The organism is Microcoleus sp. B3-A4, assembly GCF_036705385.1.
GTDB lineage: Bacteria > Cyanobacteriota > Cyanobacteriia > Cyanobacteriales > Microcoleaceae > Microcoleus.
Window position 1 is genome coordinate 1 of sequence record NZ_JAUBUI010000002.1, and the last position, 20,325, is coordinate 20,325.

The window sequence follows — 20,325 nt, forward strand, 5'->3', positions numbered from 1 at the left end:
GAGTACAAGTTTCAACCCTGACTCCAGGCAAGGCTAATAGATAGTCTAAATGGAAGCTCATAACGGTAAATGTATTAGTAGGTACATTTTACACCATAAACTCAGGAGAGCCGTTTTATCGGGATAAAGTTAACTTCAAATTCTAGAAGATTCTCAAATGTCAACTGTCTGCTTCTCAGCTTTTGGAAGAAGTAATAGCGAGTGCCACATCCTCGCGAGTTGCTCCCAGCGCTAGCATTGTCCTTACCATCAAATCAAGAGAAACAGACGGATCGCCAGCTTCTATTTTAGCTACCCGTGACTGACTAGATTTAATTTTCTTAGCCAAATTTTCTTGAGAAAGATTTTGACTAATGCGAAGCTGCTTCAAGCGTTTAATTAGAGACAGCTTCATCTCAATAAAAGCAATTTCTTCGGCTGAAAGTTCTAGAAAGTCTGCGGCATCTCCCACCCGCCAACCTGCTGCTTCTAAACGTTGACGTTTAATTGCATCCATTGTAAATATTACCTCTTTTAATTATATGAATTGCACAGACCAAGGATTGTGAATGGTGAATTGTCTCTCAATTTGTAAGGTGGGCAATGCCCACCCTAAAGGAAGTCCTGAAATAACTAGGTTTCTCCTGAGCTTCGATCGTACAATCTCAGTCGTCTTTGACAGTTTTCAATCATGCGCTTAGGCGTTTTCTGGGTGTTTTTTTGAAACACATCTGCAATGACAATAGCATCTGAGTCAATCCGGTAAATAACTCGCCACTGTTTATCGGCTTCACTATCATTGATCCGCAATTCGTGGCAGTGAGGGCTGATGCTTGGCATAGGTCGAGAGACAGGCATGGCTAAAATTTCTCCATTTTGTAACATCCTTAATAAAATCCCTACCTCGATTCGCGCTGAGGCCGAAAAAGGAGGAGTTTTTACTTCGCCTCTAAGCCAAACAACATCCTTGTTCTCGCCTTGGGATTCCATAAATTAAGTACAGTCCAGTCATAGAGTTTACAATAATATGTCGTATCTGACATAATTATAACCCAATATGACTAAAAGTGGTACGAGAGACTAAAGATTGCCGAATTTCCTCTCAATGGCTAAGGTAAGCATTGCCAGCCAGCCCTGTCAAGGTGCGCTCGACTGATTTCCGTCATTCTAAGGGGTGGCGATTACCAATAAACCTAGTTTATTGGTAATCACCTGTTAAAAGAAGAAGATTTAACGATCGCCCCCTACGCAATTTCAAGCGTTTGAGGGATTTATTCACTACATTAACAGGGCTGGCAATGCCCACCTACAAATTAATACTTCCTCTCCTGCGGCTCAAACATCGTAATCGCCACCGGCATATAAGCCAAATCAATCCCCGCCGGCGAATAATAGGCCAGCGTATGCTTTAAGAAATTGCCGTCATCGCGCTCAGTAAAATCTTCCCGCGAATGAGCTCCCCGACTTTCCTGACGGTTCAAAGCAGAAGTTAAAATCATTTTTCCGACAATTATCAAACTCCGCAACTCCAAAGCTTCCACAATTTCCGTATTCCACAACTTGCCTTTATCGTCTAAGTAAACCTCCTCATATTGTCGCTCTAAATCCTCCAACTTCTTTAAACCTTCCTGCATCAATTCGGCGCTACGAAATACGCCACAATACTCAGTCATAGTATCTTGATACTGCTGCCGCACTTGATTGATTCGGTATTTTCCGGGACGTTCTAAAAGTGCCTGAATTTGCTCGCTGGCTTCCTGGATATAACGCTGTTCATCCACAGATGGTAACTTGCGATTTTGTACAAATTGTGCTATGGTTGCGCCAGTAACTTTGCCGTAAACGACGCATTCCAACAGCGAATTGCTGCCCAAACGGTTGGCGCCGTGAACTGACACGCAAGCTGCTTCGCCCGCTGCAAAGAAACCGTCTACCAAACTGTCAGGACTGCTGCGAACTTGCCCGCTAACATTAGTAGGAATTCCCCCCATTGAATAGTGAACGGTAGGGCGCACGGGCATCGGCTGATTTACGGCATCAATTCCTAACAAACGGTGGGCTTCTTCCCAAGCAAAAGGAATCTTGCTCATAATTTTTTCGCGTCCCATGTGCCGCAAATCGAGGTAGATAAAGGGGCCGCCGGCACTACCATCAACATTAATTCCTCGGCCGGCGCGAATTTCTATGGAAATTGACCGCGAGGTGATATCTCTGGGCGCTAATTCCATCCGCGACGGGGCATAATTGGCCATAAATCGATCGCCCTCTGAATTAATCAAATAAGCGCCTTCGCCCCGCACAGCCTCCGAAATCAACACTCCCACGGGATACAAACCAGTCGGGTGAAACTGCACGAATTCCATATCTTCCAACGGCAGTCCAGCTAAAGCCGTCATCGCCAAACCGTCTCCCGTCGAGGCGTAATCGTTCGACGTGGTATTGTAAACTCGGCCGTAACCCCCCGTAGCAAACATCACCGCCTTAGCACGGACAACCTCAATTTGACCGTCTAGAAGGCGGTACATAACTACGCCCTTGGCTTGGCCTTCTTCCAAAATCAGGCGCGTGACATACCACTCCTGATAGATGTGAACTCCGTAACGGCGCAGATTGTTGACTAATTCGTGGAGGATGGCGTGACCGGTTTTGTCGGCGGCGTAGCAGGTGCGGCGGTGGGAATGCCCGCCGAAAGCGCGCTGGGCAATTCTGCCGTCTGGGAGGCGGGAGAAGAGGACTCCCATGTGTTCTAAATCTATGATTACACCGGGTGCTTCCCGGGTGAGGATTTCTACCGCGTCTTGGTCGGCTAAATAGTCTGAACCTTTTACTGTGTCGAAGGCGTGGGCTTTCCAACTGTCTTCGGGATCGACATTTTGCAGGCTGGAGGCCATGCCACCTTGGGCTGCGACGGAGTGCGATCGAATCGGGTGAGTTTTGGCGACGACAGCTACTTTTAAACTGGGGTCAGTCCGAGCAATTTCTACTGCGGCGCGACAACCTGCTAAACCGCCGCCGACAATGATTACGTCGTGTTCTAGCATTTTTTTGAATTATTTTGAGTGTTCTGCTCAACTTATGGTGACGAAAAAAAAAACTTCCTACCACAAGAGTGGGAAGTTTTTTAACTTTTGATTTGAATGGAAAATCAAAAGTTAAATTTTCAAATTGGACTAGCCGGCGCTTTCGGCAGGGTTCTGAAGCGGCTGATTTCCCGTTGCAGAAGGTTGAGGTTCCGTACCGGGTTCTACAGCAAGCACTTCAATGTTATTTAGCAGAGTTGTAACGAAAGCAAACAGCAAGAAGGGCAGAGACAGCACTAAAATCAAGCCGACGGTAGCCAAGGCGTAGATTTGGCGGGCGCTACTCCACAAGGCGAGTGCCGACGCTAGACTTAGGAAGATGACTATCAGCCAAACAATGATTTGACCGTAAATGTCGCCAAAGGTGAGCGTACATCTAAGGCGATAGTTTTGGATGTTATTCATTTTGCTCCTGGCGAGATTGCTATTAAGACTTGTGCAAAAATACTTTGACAGTGCGTCAATCCCCACTGTAGATTTATCAGTTTAGCTACCCTAGCTTGGTTTGGGGGCTATTTTAAGCATTTTTACAGAAGTCGCAACAAGACTTTATAAATTGTTGCTTTCGATCAATATAGCAAGCGCCCGTGTTAGGACGCAAGGCGTAAGACATCTGCGCTCGCATGGAGTAAGTAATCAAACTCATCTAGCTGTTTACGAATTCGACTTTTGGGCGCAGATCGGCATTGTTCTATCCAAGTTCAAATCAAATGAATCAACTTAACTTTTCTCTTTTGGCGACAGTTAGAGTTCGATATCAGTTGCCACAACCTTCTTTAGTTTTTGTGCCATCTGGCATTGTGACATCACAGAGGTTATTTTTACGCATTTCCGCACCGCTGAGGTCTGCCCCCATTAAGTTAGCTCTACTCATGTTGATATCTACCAATCTGGCTGATTTTAAAATAGCATTTGTTAGGTTAGCATCAACAAGTTTGGACTTCACAAGATCGGCATTACTGAGGTTAGCCTTAATTAAATTTGCTCCTTCCAGGTTGGCCATCTTTAGAGAAGCCTTCGTTAGATCTGCTCCCGTTAATTGAGCCATTTCCAAGTTAGCATAACTAAGACTAGCATTAGTTAAAATGGCATTATTCAAATTAGCTCTATATAAATTACCATCATTCAGCCTAGCGTTAGTTAAAATGGCATTATTCAAATTAGCTCTATATAAATTAGCGCGATTTAACGTAGCCTTGTTAAGATTGGCGTTTCTCAAGTTAGCACCGCTGAGATAGGCAGGAGAAATATAGATTATGTTCCCCGCACGATAACGGTCAGGACTCAGATCTGCCTCGCTAAGGTTGGCATCTGCGAGATTTGCACCTATAAGCGATACTCCCTTGAGATCGGCCTTAGTCAAGTTAGCTTTTTTGAGGTTGGCATAAGTCAGTCTAGTTCGAGTTGTTTTATTACACTTTAAAATAGCTTTAGATAAGTTGGCATTTTCTAAGTTAGCGCCCGTCATATCGTTGCCTTTAAGGTTGGTATCTGTCAAGTCAGCACCGCTCAGGTTAATTCCTTTCATGTTGACATCTCCTAAGTCAGCAGATCTGACATTAGCACCGCTAAGATTAGCATTGACAAGATTAGCTTTGTACAAATATACATTTTCTAAGTTAGCTCCTGCCAAATTAGCCCCCTCCAGACTCGCACCCCTTAATTGAGCGTTTGTTAAATCGCAACCTTTGCACTGTTTTGTTTCTAACAGTTGCTTGATGTGTTCCGGGTTGGCGGCCTGAGCTGGGTTTGTCAAAGTTAGGGAAGCCACAAGTAGAGCAGTAGCTACTGGCAACCAAGCTAGAAAGCTTCCTGTTTGGTCTTGTCCCTTTAGCCATAGGGCAATAATTTTTAAGCAATCGAGCTTGATTGCTGGAATGACTTTCTGGCCTAGATCGTAGCTGTAGGGTTTTGCCATGAGTGGTGCGCTCGCTCTGCAACAAAAAAGATCGTTCTTAGTTTACACCACAATTGTCTGAGGAGTTGCTATACCAAAGAAGCTGGGTTTTTTCGCTCGGTATTCAAGGAGCGAATGCAATTTTTATTGAAAAAACTCAGTGTCTGACTATCCCATACGTCCTGAACTATAAAGCCCAGGTAGATGGGAAAGTCTACTTTTTGAGGGAGCCCTGACTTGGTAAAGTAATGTTAAGCTGCATGAGAATGGAATCAACCTTTATAGCGTCGCACCTGTCTTTTCGCCCATGTCTTCCGAGAGCAAATTGCTGATTTCGCGCTGTTTCCTGGCTGGTTTGGGAACGCAGATGTTTATGTACCGCGAAGACCGGATTCCCCAAGAGAGTCCGGTGCTGGTGGTGAGCAATCACCGCAGTTTCTTAGATCCTGTGCTGCTGACGGCGGCTTTGGGTCGATCGATCCGCTTTGCTTGTCATCATTACATGGGTCAAGTTCCGGTGATGAGAGAAATTGTCACGACTTTCGGCGCTTTTCCCTTGGAAGCACCGGAGCACCGACAGCAGCATTTTTTCTCTCAAGCGACAGCGCTGCTGCAAGGCGGGGAGATGGTGGGGGTGTTTCCAGAGGGTGCAGAACCGATGGTGAAGCTTACTGGGCCGAATACTGTGGGGAAGTTTCAGCGGGGATTTGCTCATTTGGCTTTGCGGGCGCCAGTGCGGGATTTGGCGGTTTTGCCGGTGGCGATTAGTTCTTTTGAGGAACACTCAGTACGATCGGGTGTACCACTCAAGTTGTTGAGTTTGTTTGATCCTTCGGAACCGCTGTTCGATCGATCGGGGTGGCATCCTGTGATAATTTATCAGCGAGTTAATGTTTTAATCGGCCAGCCTTACTGGATTACTGCCGAGAGACAGCAGCAATATCAAGGCAAAAAAGCCAAAGCAGTTGTGGCTGAACTCACAGACCACTGTCAGGGCGAAATTGCAGAATTACTCCAACGAGGTTGTTTGTAAGTTTGTTGATTGTTGACTGTGGACTGGTGTCAGATTTCCAATCTAAAATCTAAAATCTAAAATCTAAAATCGATTGACTTGAATCATGGCAAATGCTAACAATAAGGTTCGTTTCCTAACCCCCAAACCCCCGAAACTCGATCGCCCTTTATTTGTATTTTTGCCCGGTATGGACGGGGGCGGTTTGCTGCTGCGATCCCAAATTCCTAAATTAGCCAATCATTTTGACATTCGTTGCTTAACTTTACCTGCGGACGATAGGCCTAGTTGGGATGTACTGGTTGGGGAAACAATTGCCTTAATTGAAGCCGAAAAGCAAGCCGGAAAGCCGAAGCGGCCGGTTTATCTGTGCGGCGAGTCATTTGGGGGGTGTTTAGCGATGAAAGTGATGTTAGAAGCTCCCCAATTGTGCGATCGATTAATCTTAGTCAATCCAGCTTCTTCCTTTCGACAGCAGCCTTGGGTGCAGTGGGGCTCGTACCTGACTCAGTGGCTGCCGGCCAACCTTTATCCCCTCTCGGTAATCGGTTTATTGCCGATATTAGCATCCTTAGGAAAGATTGGGCGCGACGATCGCCGCGCTTTGCTAGAAGCAATGCAAGCGGTACCGCAAAACACGTCTGTGTGGAGATTGGCGTTAGTGCGATCGTTTAATGTTGACGAAAATCAGTTGCGCGGCATCAAACAGCCGACGCTAGTAATTGCTAGCGGTGCCGATCGGCTGCTGCCTTCCCTAGTAGAAGCGAAGCTTTTAGTCAAGGTAATTCCCAATGCTGAAATGGTGCTGCTGGCTAACAGCGGTCATGCTTGTTTGTTAGAAACAGATGTTAGCCTTTACGGGATAATGCAAGCTCGCAATTTTTTGACAAAATCAGAAGAAAATCTGTCATTAGTCAGCAGTCAATAGTCATTGGGCATTGGGCATTGGGTATTGGGCATTGGGCATTGGGCATCTCCGAAAAACCATCTTATTGGCATCAGCAATTACCAATTATATTATGTCCGGTCAATCGATTACGGCTACAGTGCGAGCTTCTAGCTCGCGAGCGAGACGCTCGCACTGGACAATAATTATCAGGATTACCTGGAAATGATGTTATCAATTACCAATGCCCAATTCCAGATTCGCAATTTCCAATTCCCAATTCCCAATTCCCAATTAACTAATTAAGATTTAGCCATTTTTGAGCGTTAAGCCGCTGGACGACGCCAAACACCATGAGGTCTAGTGTTACCTTGCGCTCATCTATCAAAAAAGGCTCTAAAGTGCTAGTTTTGGTATTATTTTCAGCGCAGGAAAACGCCCTTTGACTTTGAATATTTTCTTGAGGAAAATATAGGTTAAATTGGCGCTGACCTTCTTGGAATTTCCCAATTACCTGCCAGCAATCACCGGCGGAACTCATGCCCGCAACTGGGAATTTTTGCTTGGCCAAACTCACCTCTAAATCCTTAACGCCCTGCTTAGTCAAAGCAGTTTGCAAAGCGGGCAAATAATCTTGTTGAATAAATTCCGCAAAGGGCTTGTCTTCAACAGCAGGTGCTTTTTCCTTTTTAGCTTTAGCTGGGGGCTTGTCGCCTTCGGCCTTGGCTGCGGGCTTTTTAGCAGCCGGCTGAGGCTTGTCAGTGCTGGGTAAGTCGGTTGTCTCGGCTGTGTCGGAACTCGGGGGATTCTCGATCGCAGCACTGGGAGTTTCCGATTCGCCAGCGGTAGGATTTTTCGGTTCTTTCTTGGCTGCAGGTTTTTTAGCAGTCGGCTGAGGCTTGTCAGTGCTGGGAAAGTCGCTTGTCTCGGGTTCGTCGGAACTCGGGGCGTTCTCGATCGAAGCAGTGGGAGTTTCCGATTCTCCAGCGGTAGGGTTTTGCGGTTCTTCTGGCATTAACGCTTCCTTTTAAAAGTGATCGGTAAAAGGAGTTGTGAGTGCAGGTGGGGGCGATCGACTTTTGCGATCGCGCACACTTTTTACCCTTAAACCAACCTGAGAGAATGGCTAGTCAAAAAAATTTGAACTCAAAACACTCTCAGAGGGCGATCGCTCGCAAACATCACAACTCCTTTGGTTATTCTAAATCTCAGCGACAGCTCGTTCAATCAAACGGCGGGCGAGAGTTTGAATACCGGTGTGTTCGTAGTAGTTGGTAGTCATGTCGAGGAATGCGCCCACGTAGTCCACCTTGTCGGCTGAAATATCTACAAAATTCTGCAAGTGGCCGAGTACGTTTTGGGGAGTCAAACCCCGATCGCTCACAAAAGAGCTCATCCAGCCAGAAACCGAGTTAAAGCTTTCGCCGATAAAGCCGAGTTGGCCTGCGGGAGATCCCCCAGGAATCATGCCGCCGATCGACTGAAAGACTGAATTATCTTGCAAATCGTTCGGGGAGAGCCTCTGAATCCAAGACTGAGTTGCCATGATAAAGTCCGGGCCCAAGGGAATCAAACCATCGAAACAAACCAAAGCCGCCATCCGCATCAGGGATTCGCCGCCGTAGTCGCCCAAAGATCCGGCAAAATCGCCGATGCTGTCGCCGGGAAGGCCGTTAATTTGGCAAAAAGCCAGCAACTCAACGACTAACTTCAAAGAAAGGTCGATCGTTTGAGCTTTTTCCGGCTTGGGAGTTAGATTGCCGAGCACGGACAAAAACGGCACATTTTGGGCGACTTTGTTAGCGAGGGCGGCAGTGCCCAAAGCCTTGTCAGCACTGTCAATAGTTTGGTAGAGCCAGAGAGCGCGCTGGTAGCCCTCAGATTTATCGTTGTAGAGGTAGATGGCGCGTTCGCCAATTTGCTGGATCAGTTCTTCATCAGATTCGCCAGTAACGGTGCGAATGGTATTTTCAAAGCCAACTAAATTGTTCCACTCGCCGGGAACCACAAAGTCAAGCGCTCGCAGGGCTTTGACAGTCATGTTGTCTTTAGGCAGTTGATCGACTAATTCAAAGACTGTTTTGCTCACAAAAAACTCCTTGTGCTGGAACGAAAATCAAAGGTATTACTTTTGGCAGATGGCAAAAACTTCACACTCTTATTGTGGCAAACTTAGTTTTAATAGCGCCAGACTGGAGTCGGGCGCGGAGTTTGACAAGAGACACTGCTACTTGACGCGGGCGAGGCCGCCGAGGTTAAATTTTGACAGCCAAGCTTCGCGATCGCTCGCGGTAAAAGAGGGACTGCGGGATTGAACTTTCACCTGATAGCGATTGGCCACTAAAACAGCGGTGATATTAGCACCCTGATTAACGGCGGGATAGCCGCCGATTTGCTTGCTACTTTGCTGAAATTTTGCAGCGGCGGAGGGGTTGCCGGCGAGGTCGTTAATCGAGAGCATCGCGACATTTTTACCGCCTTTGTTGAGCTTAGCTTCCGCAAAACCGGATTTTTCTTGAGCAAAAACGCGATCGAATCCACCGCCAGAAGCCGGGAAGTATTTATTTAATTTACCGCCTGCAACTGCCTTCTTGGGAAGGTTTTGATTACTAGCACTTGATTTGTCAGCATTTGTCTGCTGGGCTTTACCAGGTTTTTGGGTGCTTTCCTGCTGGGCTTTATCCCAGCGGGAAGGGGCTTGGGTTTGACCGCAGGCGGTCACTAACAGCAGTACCGAGATCAGGAATGGAGCTAAGATGCGGCGTGCGGGGAAAAATTGCATCGCTGTCTCCTCATTAGTAGGTTTCCATAACAATTGTGGCTTAGAATTTGGCAATTTGTGTGCTCTGATCGGATGATTTGTCTTCTTTGCAAAAAAATCCTCTGCCTGCCGACAGAGGATTTTTTTGCAATTACGAGTTTTGAAGGAAGAAAACTGAAAGATTGCTCCACAGATAAATTCTGGGGATGGGGGTAAAGAAACTAAGTTTTTGGATAGCCAGCAATCTCAAAACAATATTTTGCTGATTTTCCCTAGATTTATCTAGAAATGTCAGAGCAATTGTTCGTCAATCATCTTACTTCGGCTTTCCAACTTAGGTCCTACTTTAGGGGTAAGGATCAGGCGTCGCTTTCAATGTAGATAAACAACAAACCCATTACCACAACCGGCATTAACCATGTAATAACCGGAATCAAAATCCAAGGCAAGAAAGAAGCAGCGTAGGAACCTGTCATATCAAATTCTCCAAACTAAAGTTAGTGTGTTCCAACAGGCGTGAGAGTGGAGTCTAATTGTTGACTAAACCCCGGAAAATGGCATCAAGGCCATTAAAGTTTTCGAGTAAGAAGTAGGCAAGAAAGACGCCGCCCATCCCGCCAATGAAGAAACCAGCAGTATACTGGCTCCACCCTTCAGAATTTCTGAGGGCATCGGGGGTCATGGGATTAGCGCTAGGGTAGCTGGTGTTGTCTTGTTTGAAAGAGACTAAACCGTAAAGAGACAGACCTATTGTGCCAAGCAGAACTAAGACGAGGGCTGTATATAATCCGCCGAGATTAGCTGCTTCTCCATAATCCCGCAGGGGTCCGAAGACGATTTGGGGGCCGATGAGGAAATAACCGTGTGCCAAACCGATTTCTAGACCTCGAACTAGGGGCGAGAGTCCTTTGCGGTAGATGGGCAAGTTCCCAAGGTATGCTTTTGTGAAATCAGAAGCACTGATGGGGGTGGCTAGATGACCCGTGAAGGGGTCGCCGTTAAAGGGTTTAATAAGCTCTGCATCTCTGGGATCGGGCATATTCTGTTTGTCCTCGCAGTTTAATAAAGTTGAGGCGTTCAAGTCATATTTTACGCAGGGACGTGTTTCCTATTTGCATAATTGGCAGCAAGCTTTAGAAAAGTTCACTATTCTTTAGTTTTTGGAAGAATTTTTCTTTTGCCCCTTATACCAGAAAGCGAGTCGATCGGGCGACACTCCTAGGAAATAAGCGATGATTACTATTTGATTAATGGCGGTAGTTTTGAGGACCCCAAGCTTCTGCCAGCGACGGGCGGAGGTCAGCACTGGCTGGGGTACTATTTCAATGCGGCCTTGTTTTTTCAATTGGCGCACGAATTCAAAGTCTTCCATGAGGGGCAAGTCGGGAAAACCGCCGATTTTGTCAAAGGTAACTGCGTGGAGGAAAATAGCTTGGTCGCCGTAGGGCATTTCCAAAAAGTTCGATCGGCAGTTTACCCCCTTTTCTACCAGCCGGAGGCTGAGCCTGCAGGCGTCAATCTTGAGTTCAAAGGCGCCTGCTACAGCAGACGGGTTAGCTAGTGCCCGACGCGCGCTATCGTCGTACCCGCGAGGCAAAAGAGTGTCTCCGTGGAGAAACAGCAGGATATCTCCAGTAGCAGCGGCGGCACCTGCATTCATTTGGGTGGCGCGGCCTGGGGCGGTGGAGATAACTCGCACGCCCAAAGATTTTGCTATATCTGCTGTACCGTCGCTGCTGCAGCCGTCGGCGACAATTATTTCCACATTTTTGGCCTCAAGGGCGGTGGAGATGACTCGGGCAATTGTAGGTGCTTCGTTTAAGACGGGAATGATAATGGAAATTTTGAGATTGGGATTTTCTGGCGACATACAGAATTAAGCAGCCCGTGAGAGAGGGCGGGTTTTGTACAAAGCTTATCTGTTATTTAGCCAATTTTTTACGCCGCGATCGCCCCTACATGGGGCCTTAAGATAGGAGGGCGAGTTTTGTACAAAACAGAGCTGTTAGTTGCTAATTTTTTACGCCGGGCCCGCGCCTATATTGGGCTTTTATCTGCCAGGACGGGTTTCGTACAAAGCAGAGCTGTTAGTTGCTAATTTATTTGCTAATTTTTAACTTTTTCTCGCGCCTGGGACTATTGTCCCAAGCGCTGTCTAACCACTACTGATATTCAGCATTTGGTTAGACAAATACAATTACTATATTATGACGTTGTGGTTTTACAATCAAGCATTTTTATCAAAAAACCTATGACTGTTTCTAATAATTTAGAAAGCTTAAATAGACTTTAGTTATTTCAACATATTAATATCTAAACCGAGGAGGTCTTCTGGTAGATCGATATCTGTAAGAATGGGAAGATAAGCAATATTGAGGTCTAGCTTTTGGGCGATCGCCCGCGTACAAGCCAATACTTCACTGGTTCCCCAGTTAATGCCACCGAACAATTCCGGTATCGATCGCCGCAACCCTATCAGATAATAACCTCCGTCTTGGGCGGGGCCCAAAACTAAATCGTGCTGGCTCAGTTCATCAAAAGCTTGCGCCATGATTTCTGCCTTCAAATCAGGACAATCTGTACCGATTATTGCAGTTTTTTCCGCCCCTGAATTAAAAGATTTTTCAAACGCTGCTGTCATTCTTGCGCCCAAATCGCCCTCTATTTGATTTTGACAAATAATATCAGTTCCCAACCAGTCTTGCATCAGTTGTTGGCTGCCGCCGGCTCGGTGAATTTCTACCGATAATCGGCGGGATTTTTCCAGAGAGAGAGCGCAGGCGATCGTCCGTTGGGCCATCAAGCGGTGAAGGTTGGCAGCGCCTGTTTTTCCCAGCACCGGAATAAGTCGAGTTTTGGTTGTTCCCGGTTCTGGATAGCGGGTGAAAACAATCAGTTTTTCGGACATCATTTATAGTTGTTCATGAGTTTTAAAGGCAGAAACCCCAGAGGCGCATAGCAAGAGAAGAGAAGGAGCGGACAACTGATTCACAGATTGCCGCTCGATGTTGGTGGGTTAGGCAATGACTTAATTGGATCACCGCGCCCAACTCACCACACAATAAATTTACTTAAAAATAGCCAGCGGTTAGCTCATTTCTAACATTCGCTCGATCGGCTGCAAGGCTGCTAGTTGAATATCTAGCGGCATGGTAATTTCGGGGGTTTGATTTTTGAGGGAGAGATACAATTTTTCCAAGGTATTTAATCTCATGTGCGGGCATTCGTTGCAAGCACAGTTATTATTGGTTGAAGGAGCGGGAATGAATCGTTTGTGCGGAGCTTGCTTTGCCATTTGGTGAATGATTCCCGGTTCAGTCGCAACAATAAAAGCTTGGCTGGAACTAGCTTGAGAATATTTGAGCAAAGCGGTGGTGGAGCCGATGTAATTAGCGTGGCGCAGCACGGGAGGTTCGCATTCTGGGTGGGCAATTATTTCGGCTTCGGGATTTTCGATTTTGAGTTGAACTATCTTTTTTTCTGAGAAGTTTTCGTGGACGATGCAGGCTCCTTGCCAAATCTCCATGTTTCTACCGGTTTGTTCCATGACGTAGCGACCGAGATTGCGATCTGGCCCAAAAATTATCGGCTGATTTTTCGGAATTTGGTTGACAATTTTAACAGCGTTAGAACTGGTGCAAATTATATCGCTCATTGCCTTAATTGCGGCGCTACAATTAATGTAGGAAATTACTAAATGTCCTGGTCGATCGGCTTTGAAAGCTGCAAAGGCTTCGGGAGGACAACTGTCGGCGAGGGAACACCCAGCATTCAAGTCGGGCAACAATACTAATTTGTCAGGATTGAGAATTTTTGCGGTTTCAGCCATGAAATGAACTCCGGCAAAAACTATGACATCGGCGCTGGTGTTGGCGGCTTTGCGGGCAAGTTCTAGGGAGTCGCCAATGAAGTCTGCGATGTCTTGAATCTCGGAGTCTTGGTAATAGTGGGCGAGAATGACGGCGTTCAACTCTTGTTTGAGGGCGTTAATGGCTGCAAACAAGTCGTTGGGCAGTCGGGTTTGAGTAAAGTTCGGAGCAGGTGCGGTGGTAAACACAGTTAGAATATTCCGGGGAAGGTGGCGAAGACAGCTAAAGTGTATTTTGAATTATAGTTGAATTCACCAAAAAGTGCTGGCTGTTCAGTGGAGCCCATCTAAAATCTCAAATCTAAAATCCAAAATATGCTGCGGGAGAGTGCAAAAATTGGTCGCTGTTTCTTATGCTGAGTAAGAAGGGGCTAGGGATCGATCGCACATGACAAATCACATGAATAAAGCTAAATCTATCAAAATTGCGGTGGTGGGGGACGTTCACGATCGCTGGGAACCTGAAGACGGCGAGGCCCTGAAGCATCTGGGCGTTGATTTGGTGCTGTTTGTGGGGGATTTTGGCAATGAGTCGGTGGAGGTGGTGCGGGCGATAGCCCAATTGGACATTCCGAAAGCAGCAGTTTTTGGGAACCACGACGCTTGGTACACGGCGACAGAGTGGGGCCGCAGTCAGTGCCCTTACGATCGCACTCAAGAAAATTGGGTAAAACAGCAGTTAGATTTAATGGGAGAAGCTCACGTCGGTTACGGGAAGCGTGATTTTCCCGAATTGGGCGTAACTGTGGTGGGAAGCCGCCCGTTTACTTGGGGGGGATCGGAGTGGAAGTACGGGGATTTTTACTCGGAATGGTTTGGGGTAGAGAGTTTTGAAGAGTCAGCGCGGCGCATTGCAGAAGCTGCGGCTTTGGCGGACTGCGAAAATGTGATTTTTTTGGGTCACACGGGCCCGACGGGCTTGGGAGAGGCTCCTGAAGACCCCTGCGGGCGAGATTGGAAGCCGCTGGGAGGGGATTGGGGCGACCCGGATTTTGCGGAGGCGATCGATCGAACTCGTACCACAGGAAAGCACATACCGCTGGTAACTTTTGGTCATATGCACCACAAACTGCGGCACACGAAGCACGAGTTGCGGAAGTCGCTGGAGGTGAGTGCGGAGGGTACAGTTTATTTGAATGCCGCCAGCGTACCGCGAATTGTGGAGAAAGAGTGCTCGAAACTGCGGAATTTCTCGATCGTCCTGCTGGAAAATGGAGCAGTGTCGGAAGTGTCTCTGGTTTGGCTGGGGGCAGATTTCGCCGTTGCCTTAGAACAAATTCTTTATCGGGGCGCTGAATCTGCGGCTATTTGTAGTTAGAGACAATTGCTGGTATGATAAAATGAATGCGCCCGGAGAGGTGGCAGAGTGGTCGAATGCGCCTGACTTGAAATCAGGTGAACCGCAAGGTTCCGTGGGTTCAAATCCCACCCTCTCCGTTTTTGAGAACTAGCAAAAAGAACTGGCAAAAAAAACACCCCCACAGGGGTGCTGTTGCTTACCAGGTAATTTTTCTAGCCAACTGAGTTAACTAAAGCCTTCTTCATCCGCCGGGTCGCCGTAGGGATCTTCGCTCGCGGGGACGACATTGCCGAACATTCCAGCATCCGCTACGTAGTCTGCGGGGTCGCCGTAGGGGTCTTCGCTGGCCGGAGTCACGTTGCCGAACTGTGCGTAGTCGGTACCGGCGTCGTCTGCGGGGTCGCCGTAGGGGTCTTGGCTGGCCGGGGTCAGGTTGCCGTACTCTCCGTACTCAGCCGGGTCGCCGTAGGGGTCTTCGCTGGCTGGAGTCACGTTGCCGTACTCTCCGTAGCCAGCCGGGTCGCCGTAGGGGTCTTCGCTGGCTGGGGTCACGTTGCCGAACTGTCCGGGATTTGAGGGATCTTCGTAATAGCCGTCAGGATCGACTTGCTCGCCGTCTGGTCCGACGATCGCATCTTTTAACTTCCGCAAAAATCCGTCTACCATGATAAAGTTCCTCTTTTTTATGTGTTGAAAAACGACTGTTTTAGATTGGGAATCCCAGATTTAATGGAAACTCACGGAACCTGCAATCTAAAATCTCAAATGCTTGGACTACTGTGCGGGAACAGGACTTGTAGCTTCCGGCAAGGTAGTAAGGTCTCGACCGGTATTTTGGTTGTTGTACCCCTGGAATTCGCGATAACGCGCTGCCTCGGACTCCGGAACTTTAATTCCTTCAGGCGGGGGCGTTACCCAGACCGCACGATTCTGGGCATCGCGGTAGTAAACGCGACCGTTTTTGGAAAGGTAATGTTTTCCCTGCGGCCCCTTTTCTTGTTTATTTTTGTGCTGATTGTAGATGTAGTAAAGGGCCGCTGCTCCTGCTAAAGTAATCCCTACTTTTTGAGCAGTGCTCAGTCCTTTTTTGGCTTGTGGCGAAGGAGTGGAGCTGCGATTAGTTTGTACTCCTCCAGCGCGAGTGTTGTCAACAGGAGGCGGGGGAGCGTCAGTTCGTCCGTCAGAACCGCAAGCACTCACAAAGGGAAAGGTCAGCAGCGTTGTCAGCAGCAGAGCCATGAAGCGCGATCTTTTGGGTTCGGGTTTGATTGTGTTCATTGCCGCTCCGAATTGTCGGGATTACAGGTAGGGTGTGTTCTGGCGAGGTTGAGGAACCTGAGCTGCTGCCAACAGTTTTTAGAGTAAATTAATTTCTCAAAGCAATTTTGACAAAAGTAGTTGCTGAGAACCTAACAGCGCAGGTACGGTATTGCCTTTGTATTCAATCATCCTCAAGTCTCTCGAAAATTAGCTCATTCCAGGGATATAAATAAAGTTTCTTTTATTTCAGTCTGGAGGTATATGCAAATGCGCGCCTTCGCGTAAGAATAAATTCCGTTTGTGGACTGCTCGCAGCAAAGTGAAGCAGACGGGCGGGACGAGTCCGAAACTCAAAGCAGCACTGGCGAGGGAAAGGAGGCGGGATTTATAAGTCCGGCGGTGTTTAATTGCGCCAAACTGCTTGTGGGAGATGCCGACAATTTTGTTGTGGAAATTCTGGAGAGGTCGATCGCACTATTGTAGGAATCTATGAACCGCGATAGAAAGCCTCCGAAGCTTTTCGGATATTTATGAAATTAAATAATTTATTTACTGCTGGATTGTCCATCGCAGTTGTATTTACTGCGGCTAAATATCTAACTTTTTCAAATCAAAAGAACCAAGTCAAGGAATTTCTGCAAACCAAACAGTGTCCAGAATGCAATTTCAGCAATGCCAACCTAAAAGGATTAGACTTGCAAGGAGTCAACTTGCAGGGAGCCAACCTAGAAGGTGCTAACTTATCAGGAGCAAAATTGGCTCATGCCAACCTCAAAAATGCAAACTTAAATAGAGCCAACCTGACGGGAGCTGATTTGGGCTGTGCCGGCATCACTTTCAACCTTGAGGCTAATGAAAAAGAAGCAAATATGGATTTTAATGTCACCGCTGTTCCACAGCAGAATAACCCAGAAAATGCAGTAGTTGGTTTCAATATGAAAGCAACGGATCGAGGAGCGACCATGCGTTTCAACCTCATGGGATGCGCTGACTTCTCGAATGCTAGCTTGCAAGAAGCTAAAATGCCAGATGGCACAATTCATCCTTAGTAAGGCCAGCAAATACTGTTTATATCTATTAAATCGAAAGAAAACCGCCGCCTGACAAACAGGCAGCGGTTTTTTAAGAAATGAACTGCACGCCTAAAATTAGTGAGCAGAACCGTTACCGTGATACTTGTCAGTATCGTAGAATCCGTTTTTTGTACCGAAGAACAGACAGCAAACCGTGAAAACTGCTGTCAAGACTGCTAAAACTAACTTAACGTCCATAATTTACCTGCTGTTGTTGAGTGAGTGCAAATACTCAGATTGTAGAATCTTTTTGGCTGGCGCGGCCATCTACCAGCGTAGCGCCAGATTTGCTGGGCTGTACTCTCGTGCGGCAGTTTCCTGACGGCGAGACGATTCGGGGAATTATTGTCGAAACCGAAGCTTACGGCCCGGGAGACCCCGCTTGTCACGCTTACCGGCAGCGAACTCCTCGCAATGAGGTGATGTTCGGGCCTCCGGGTATGAGCTACGTTTACTTAATCTACGGGATGTATCACTGTTTTAATGTGGTGACGGATGTAGAGGGAGTTGCTAGTGCTGTGCTGATTCGAGCTTTGCAGGTAGATGCGGTTCTCAAGGGGTACGCTGGAATTCCTGAGAAGAAGCGATCGCGCCTCGCCGCCGGGCCTGGGAAACTTTGTAAGGTGCTGGAGATCGATCGAACTTTAAGCGGTTTTCCCTTGGGTGCAGGCCAACCGCTGCGGTTGGAACACCGGAGCGAGAACTTTCAGCAAGCTGTGGAGGAGGGTACAATAAATTTTGTGCAAACTACGCGGATCGGGATTTCTCAAGGAATTGATTTGCCTTGGCGGTGGTATGTAGGGAACTCTACCGCTGTGTCACAACTCTAGTAATGTCAAAGGTATCAGTGTAAATTTTGTCGCTTATCTTAGTGAAATTATGGCTTACTCTTCTGAAAATCCGATCGTACAACTCAAAAAATGCCTAAGCCTGGTTCAGGATGTTAGCACTCACACCGAAGCCAACCGGGCCTTCGAGCAATTGTGCGGGATTATCGATGCTGAAAATCCAATGGCGGCGCAACTTTTGGAGATGTTGTGGGAAGAAGCAATTATGGCGAGGCGATCGGCTTTATTTTGGCAACAAATGAGCGATGTTGAGAAAGATATGGCTAATAGAATGATGGAAAATATGACGCAGATGCGGCAGAATTATTTGCGGTTGATGCAAGAAATGTAAGATTTTGGGAATGGGGAATTGGGCATCGGGCATGGGGAAATTGAGACTCAACTCTGACGGAGTGACAATCCCGTCAGCTTGAGCATCTTTTCCCCTATTTTTTCTAGCTGAGTGAGGAATCAACGGGTAAAAATAGATTGTCTTCGATGTGCGATCGGACTTCCAGGGAGACATTGCTAATAGCTAGACATTATTTTAGCTGCTGGCAGTCTATTTGCAAAATCGGGATGCTCCCATGAATGAAAAAGCGAGGCAACAGGGAATTCTATAACAGCCTTCTATTTCCACTTTGCAATACTCCGGACAGTTTTTGGAACGATACTACAAGCTTTACAGGGCAAGGATCATAAAAAAGTCGAATTAAATGTAAGTCCGGCGTGGAGCTGACATTGATTTAATTATCCACAGGGGCTGCGAAGTCAAGCGAGCATAAGCCATTGGGCCCTATAAAAACTGTCCGGACTATTGACTTTGGTCATGTAATTTTACCTAAGTGCAAGGACAGGGTGACCGCGAGTCTCATAGAAAAACAAGCTGCTAACTAGATGCAAAAGTTGGTTCAAAGCCCTAATAGCTCTGCATCTTAACTGAGTACATCTAGCGGAAGACCGGGCAAGCTTTGCTTGAGAGATATAATAATTCCCAATCTTAACAGTGTGTGTCTAGCGAGATACCTTATTCTAATTCAGATAACTATGTCAAATCCATTCAATGTTGGTAAGCCAGTTCCCCCAGAGCAATTTGTGGGACGAAGCTATGAAATTGCGGCTGCATTCGACCAAATCTATAATCGCGCTCACTTGGCGCTTTGGGGTGGTTCAGGAATGGGTAAGACCTCCTTTTTGGAGTTACTGGCGTCGCCTCAAGCCTGGAACAAGAACGGACTAGATCCGTCCCAGGCTGCGATCGTTCTACTTAATTGCGAGAATATCATTCCTTTCACTCCCTCTGGTTTTTGGCGGGAAGTCTTGAGCTTAATGAAGGATAATTTGGGCAGCGAACCTGGATTGCAGGGTGAAATTGAGACATTGTTGCAAACACGTAAAACCACCAAAGATAGCCTACGCCAGGTATTGGGGAAGCTTGGGCAAAAAAACAAATTCTTGGTGCTGCTGGTAGATGACTATGATGCAGCTCTGCGCCCAAACGAGCAATACACTGAAGCTGAAATGGAACAATTCGTCACCGAATGCCGTAGTTTTGCTGTTCACTGTCCGGAGAGAAAATATCTCTCGATGATTGTCGCTTCCCTCAAACGCCTGAATGAACTGGGTCCGCAGCTACGACCAAATGCTTCACCTTGGTATAACCACTATCTGTTCCAGTCGCTGAAGCCATTTAATAAAAAGGAAATTGCTCAACTACTGGGGGGCATCCCAATGAAACCAGAATTACGGGATGCCATTGATGAAATTGCTAGTGGACACCCACGTTTTCTACAGATGGCTGGTTTTTTTATTTACAGAGAACTGCGAACAGGAAAAAGACCTGATGTTCAAGCTTTTATTACGGATTTTGAAAGGGATACCCAGCCATTTTTTCACAGTATTTGGGCTAGATGTTCTGAACAACAGCAGACTCTGTTGATGCTGATGGCTCTGTCTCATTTAAAAGGTCGTCTGCATCATAAAAAACAGTTTGATCTGAGAGGCATGGAACTCATTTTTAGTCAAAGAGAGCGAGAGTTAACCAAACTAGAAGAAGCAGGTGTAATTACCCGCGTTGCCGAAGGAAGAGTGCCATACTCCTTCACTTCATCAATCATGGAGCGCTTGGTGATTCAAGAGATTTGGAATTCGGATCAGGTTTTCCTTCAAGAACGACAAAAAGTGTTTCTCAACCTCATGAGTCATGATCAAGTCAAAAAATTCCAAACAGCAATTAACTGGCTATGGACGAATAAAAATGAAGTGCCGTCTACTCTTGTATGGTTGACTAAGTTAGTAGCCGCGTTTAACGGATTCATAAGTTGAGAGGTGAGAAACCGGGATTGTTCAAAAAAATCTAATTTCTCAATAGCTTCAACCTAT

At 46.9% G+C, this 20,325-nt stretch carries 24 protein-coding genes and 1 tRNA gene; 9 read left to right on the forward strand and 16 right to left on the reverse strand.

Annotation, left to right across the window (positions count from 1 at the left end; translation table 11 throughout):
• Positions 1-175: 175 nt before the first annotated feature.
• From QUB33_RS01490 to QUB33_RS01510, 5 genes are all read right to left on the reverse strand, one after another.
• On the reverse strand, positions 176-496 hold the full coding sequence (locus QUB33_RS01490) for a helix-turn-helix transcriptional regulator (RefSeq protein ID WP_333289088.1): 321 nt from the start codon (positions 494-496) through the stop codon (positions 176-178).
• Between the two features lie 116 nt (positions 497-612).
• On the reverse strand, positions 613-969 hold the full coding sequence (locus QUB33_RS01495; protein ID WP_333346276.1) for a type II toxin-antitoxin system RelE/ParE family toxin: 357 nt from the start codon (positions 967-969) through the stop codon (positions 613-615).
• 323 nt (positions 970-1,292) lie between these two features.
• A complete protein-coding gene (locus tag QUB33_RS01500; protein ID WP_333346279.1) occupies positions 1,293-3,020 on the reverse strand; it encodes a succinate dehydrogenase/fumarate reductase flavoprotein subunit in 1,728 nt (575 codons plus the stop codon).
• Between the two features lie 129 nt (positions 3,021-3,149).
• Entirely contained in the window at positions 3,150-3,464 is a 315-nt protein-coding gene (locus QUB33_RS01505) for a hypothetical protein (protein ID WP_333346282.1), read from the reverse strand.
• A 352-nt stretch (positions 3,465-3,816) separates the two neighbouring features.
• On the reverse strand, positions 3,817-4,977 hold the full coding sequence (locus QUB33_RS01510) for a pentapeptide repeat-containing protein (protein WP_333346285.1): 1,161 nt from the start codon (positions 4,975-4,977) through the stop codon (positions 3,817-3,819).
• Positions 4,978-5,263: 286 nt separating this feature from the next.
• Here QUB33_RS01510 and QUB33_RS01515 point away from each other — a divergent pair, with 286 nt between their 5' ends.
• Positions 5,264-5,989, forward strand: a complete 726-nt coding sequence (locus QUB33_RS01515; RefSeq protein WP_333346288.1) for a lysophospholipid acyltransferase family protein — start codon at positions 5,264-5,266, stop codon at positions 5,987-5,989.
• A gap of 85 nt (positions 5,990-6,074) precedes the next feature.
• Complete coding sequence (locus QUB33_RS01520) at positions 6,075-6,896, forward strand: alpha/beta hydrolase (protein WP_333346291.1); 822 nt, start codon at positions 6,075-6,077, stop codon at positions 6,894-6,896.
• A gap of 256 nt (positions 6,897-7,152) precedes the next feature.
• Here the strand turns inward: QUB33_RS01520 and QUB33_RS01525 are convergent, their stop codons facing one another.
• From QUB33_RS01525 to nadA, 8 genes are all read right to left on the reverse strand, one after another.
• Positions 7,153-7,869 carry a DUF2996 domain-containing protein gene (locus tag QUB33_RS01525; protein WP_333346294.1) on the reverse strand — a complete coding sequence of 239 codons (717 nt, stop codon included), beginning with the start codon at positions 7,867-7,869 and terminating at the stop codon, positions 7,153-7,155.
• 186 nt (positions 7,870-8,055) lie between these two features.
• A complete protein-coding gene (locus QUB33_RS01530) occupies positions 8,056-8,943 on the reverse strand; it encodes a hypothetical protein (protein ID WP_333346297.1) in 888 nt (295 codons plus the stop codon).
• Between the two features lie 138 nt (positions 8,944-9,081).
• Positions 9,082-9,636 (reverse strand): hypothetical protein, encoded by a 555-nt coding sequence (locus QUB33_RS01535; protein WP_333346300.1) that lies wholly within the window; start codon positions 9,634-9,636, stop codon positions 9,082-9,084.
• A gap of 338 nt (positions 9,637-9,974) precedes the next feature.
• On the reverse strand, positions 9,975-10,091 hold the full coding sequence (locus QUB33_RS01540; protein WP_015174678.1) for a photosystem I reaction center subunit VIII: 117 nt from the start codon (positions 10,089-10,091) through the stop codon (positions 9,975-9,977).
• 53 nt (positions 10,092-10,144) lie between these two features.
• A complete protein-coding gene (locus QUB33_RS01545; RefSeq protein ID WP_006633219.1) occupies positions 10,145-10,654 on the reverse strand; it encodes a photosystem I reaction center protein subunit XI in 510 nt (169 codons plus the stop codon).
• Between the two features lie 114 nt (positions 10,655-10,768).
• Entirely contained in the window at positions 10,769-11,485 is a 717-nt protein-coding gene (locus QUB33_RS01550; protein ID WP_333346304.1) for a TIGR04283 family arsenosugar biosynthesis glycosyltransferase, read from the reverse strand.
• A 423-nt stretch (positions 11,486-11,908) separates the two neighbouring features.
• Positions 11,909-12,526, reverse strand: coding sequence for a TIGR04282 family arsenosugar biosynthesis glycosyltransferase (locus tag QUB33_RS01555; RefSeq protein ID WP_333346307.1), 618 nt, complete (start codon positions 12,524-12,526; stop codon positions 11,909-11,911).
• Positions 12,527-12,703: 177 nt separating this feature from the next.
• Positions 12,704-13,672, reverse strand: coding sequence for a quinolinate synthase NadA (gene nadA, locus QUB33_RS01560; protein WP_333346311.1), 969 nt, complete (start codon positions 13,670-13,672; stop codon positions 12,704-12,706).
• Positions 13,673-13,883: 211 nt separating this feature from the next.
• On the opposite strand from nadA, the gene QUB33_RS01565 reads away from it, so the two are divergent.
• Both QUB33_RS01565 and QUB33_RS01570 read left to right on the forward strand, forming a co-directional pair.
• Positions 13,884-14,801 (forward strand): TIGR04168 family protein, encoded by a 918-nt coding sequence (locus QUB33_RS01565; protein ID WP_333346314.1) that lies wholly within the window; start codon positions 13,884-13,886, stop codon positions 14,799-14,801.
• Positions 14,802-14,835: 34 nt separating this feature from the next.
• Positions 14,836-14,920, forward strand: a tRNA-Ser gene (locus QUB33_RS01570).
• A gap of 88 nt (positions 14,921-15,008) precedes the next feature.
• Here QUB33_RS01570 and QUB33_RS01575 read toward each other — a convergent pair.
• Both QUB33_RS01575 and QUB33_RS01580 read right to left on the reverse strand, forming a co-directional pair.
• Entirely contained in the window at positions 15,009-15,449 is a 441-nt protein-coding gene (locus QUB33_RS01575; protein WP_333346318.1) for a translation initiation factor, read from the reverse strand.
• A gap of 108 nt (positions 15,450-15,557) precedes the next feature.
• The gene (locus QUB33_RS01580; RefSeq protein ID WP_333346321.1) at positions 15,558-16,061 is read right to left on the reverse strand and encodes a hypothetical protein; all 504 of its coding nucleotides are present in this window, start codon (positions 16,059-16,061) and stop codon (positions 15,558-15,560) included.
• Between the two features lie 282 nt (positions 16,062-16,343).
• On the opposite strand from QUB33_RS01580, the gene QUB33_RS01585 reads away from it, so the two are divergent.
• Together QUB33_RS01585 and QUB33_RS01590 are read left to right on the forward strand one after the other, a co-directional pair.
• Complete coding sequence (locus QUB33_RS01585; protein WP_333346324.1) at positions 16,344-16,526, forward strand: hypothetical protein; 183 nt, start codon at positions 16,344-16,346, stop codon at positions 16,524-16,526.
• A gap of 47 nt (positions 16,527-16,573) precedes the next feature.
• A complete protein-coding gene (locus tag QUB33_RS01590) occupies positions 16,574-17,092 on the forward strand; it encodes a pentapeptide repeat-containing protein (protein ID WP_333346326.1) in 519 nt (172 codons plus the stop codon).
• A gap of 99 nt (positions 17,093-17,191) precedes the next feature.
• Here the strand turns inward: QUB33_RS01590 and QUB33_RS01595 are convergent, their stop codons facing one another.
• The gene (locus QUB33_RS01595; protein WP_006633228.1) at positions 17,192-17,314 is read right to left on the reverse strand and encodes a hypothetical protein; all 123 of its coding nucleotides are present in this window, start codon (positions 17,312-17,314) and stop codon (positions 17,192-17,194) included.
• Between the two features lie 20 nt (positions 17,315-17,334).
• Between QUB33_RS01595 and QUB33_RS01600 the strand changes: the two genes are divergently transcribed.
• The 3 genes from QUB33_RS01600 to QUB33_RS01610 all read left to right on the forward strand — a co-directional run bounded on the left by QUB33_RS01600 (position 17,335) and on the right by QUB33_RS01610 (position 20,268).
• On the forward strand, positions 17,335-17,946 hold the full coding sequence (locus tag QUB33_RS01600; protein ID WP_333346329.1) for a DNA-3-methyladenine glycosylase: 612 nt from the start codon (positions 17,335-17,337) through the stop codon (positions 17,944-17,946).
• Positions 17,947-17,995: 49 nt separating this feature from the next.
• The gene (locus tag QUB33_RS01605) at positions 17,996-18,295 is read left to right on the forward strand and encodes a hypothetical protein (RefSeq protein ID WP_006633230.1); all 300 of its coding nucleotides are present in this window, start codon (positions 17,996-17,998) and stop codon (positions 18,293-18,295) included.
• Positions 18,296-18,990: 695 nt separating this feature from the next.
• The gene (locus QUB33_RS01610) at positions 18,991-20,268 is read left to right on the forward strand and encodes an ATP-binding protein (protein WP_333346332.1); all 1,278 of its coding nucleotides are present in this window, start codon (positions 18,991-18,993) and stop codon (positions 20,266-20,268) included.
• The last annotated feature ends 57 nt before the right edge of the window (positions 20,269-20,325 follow it).

Coding starts and splice junctions, on each gene's coding strand:
- QUB33_RS01490 (WP_333289088.1), bottom strand. CDS start 496: ATGGATGCAATTAAACGTCAACGTTTAGAAGCAGCAGGTTGGCGGGTG.
- QUB33_RS01495 (WP_333346276.1), bottom strand. CDS start 969: ATGGAATCCCAAGGCGAGAACAAGGATGTTGTTTGGCTTAGAGGCGAA.
- QUB33_RS01500 (WP_333346279.1), bottom strand. CDS start 3,020: ATGCTAGAACACGACGTAATCATTGTCGGCGGCGGTTTAGCAGGTTGT.
- QUB33_RS01505 (WP_333346282.1), bottom strand. CDS start 3,464: ATGAATAACATCCAAAACTATCGCCTTAGATGTACGCTCACCTTTGGC.
- QUB33_RS01510 (WP_333346285.1), bottom strand. CDS start 4,977: ATGGCAAAACCCTACAGCTACGATCTAGGCCAGAAAGTCATTCCAGCA.
- QUB33_RS01515 (WP_333346288.1), top strand. CDS start 5,264: ATGTCTTCCGAGAGCAAATTGCTGATTTCGCGCTGTTTCCTGGCTGGT.
- QUB33_RS01520 (WP_333346291.1), top strand. CDS start 6,075: ATGGCAAATGCTAACAATAAGGTTCGTTTCCTAACCCCCAAACCCCCG.
- QUB33_RS01525 (WP_333346294.1), bottom strand. CDS start 7,869: ATGCCAGAAGAACCGCAAAACCCTACCGCTGGAGAATCGGAAACTCCC.
- QUB33_RS01535 (WP_333346300.1), bottom strand. CDS start 9,636: ATGCAATTTTTCCCCGCACGCCGCATCTTAGCTCCATTCCTGATCTCG.
- QUB33_RS01540 (WP_015174678.1), bottom strand. CDS start 10,091: ATGACAGGTTCCTACGCTGCTTCTTTCTTGCCTTGGATTTTGATTCCG.
- QUB33_RS01545 (WP_006633219.1), bottom strand. CDS start 10,654: ATGCCCGATCCCAGAGATGCAGAGCTTATTAAACCCTTTAACGGCGAC.
- QUB33_RS01550 (WP_333346304.1), bottom strand. CDS start 11,485: ATGTCGCCAGAAAATCCCAATCTCAAAATTTCCATTATCATTCCCGTC.
- QUB33_RS01555 (WP_333346307.1), bottom strand. CDS start 12,526: ATGATGTCCGAAAAACTGATTGTTTTCACCCGCTATCCAGAACCGGGA.
- QUB33_RS01565 (WP_333346314.1), top strand. CDS start 13,884: ATGAATAAAGCTAAATCTATCAAAATTGCGGTGGTGGGGGACGTTCAC.
- QUB33_RS01575 (WP_333346318.1), bottom strand. CDS start 15,449: ATGGTAGACGGATTTTTGCGGAAGTTAAAAGATGCGATCGTCGGACCA.
- QUB33_RS01580 (WP_333346321.1), bottom strand. CDS start 16,061: ATGAACACAATCAAACCCGAACCCAAAAGATCGCGCTTCATGGCTCTG.
- QUB33_RS01590 (WP_333346326.1), top strand. CDS start 16,574: ATGAAATTAAATAATTTATTTACTGCTGGATTGTCCATCGCAGTTGTA.
- QUB33_RS01595 (WP_006633228.1), bottom strand. CDS start 17,314: ATGGACGTTAAGTTAGTTTTAGCAGTCTTGACAGCAGTTTTCACGGTT.
- QUB33_RS01605 (WP_006633230.1), top strand. CDS start 17,996: ATGGCTTACTCTTCTGAAAATCCGATCGTACAACTCAAAAAATGCCTA.
- QUB33_RS01610 (WP_333346332.1), top strand. CDS start 18,991: ATGTCAAATCCATTCAATGTTGGTAAGCCAGTTCCCCCAGAGCAATTT.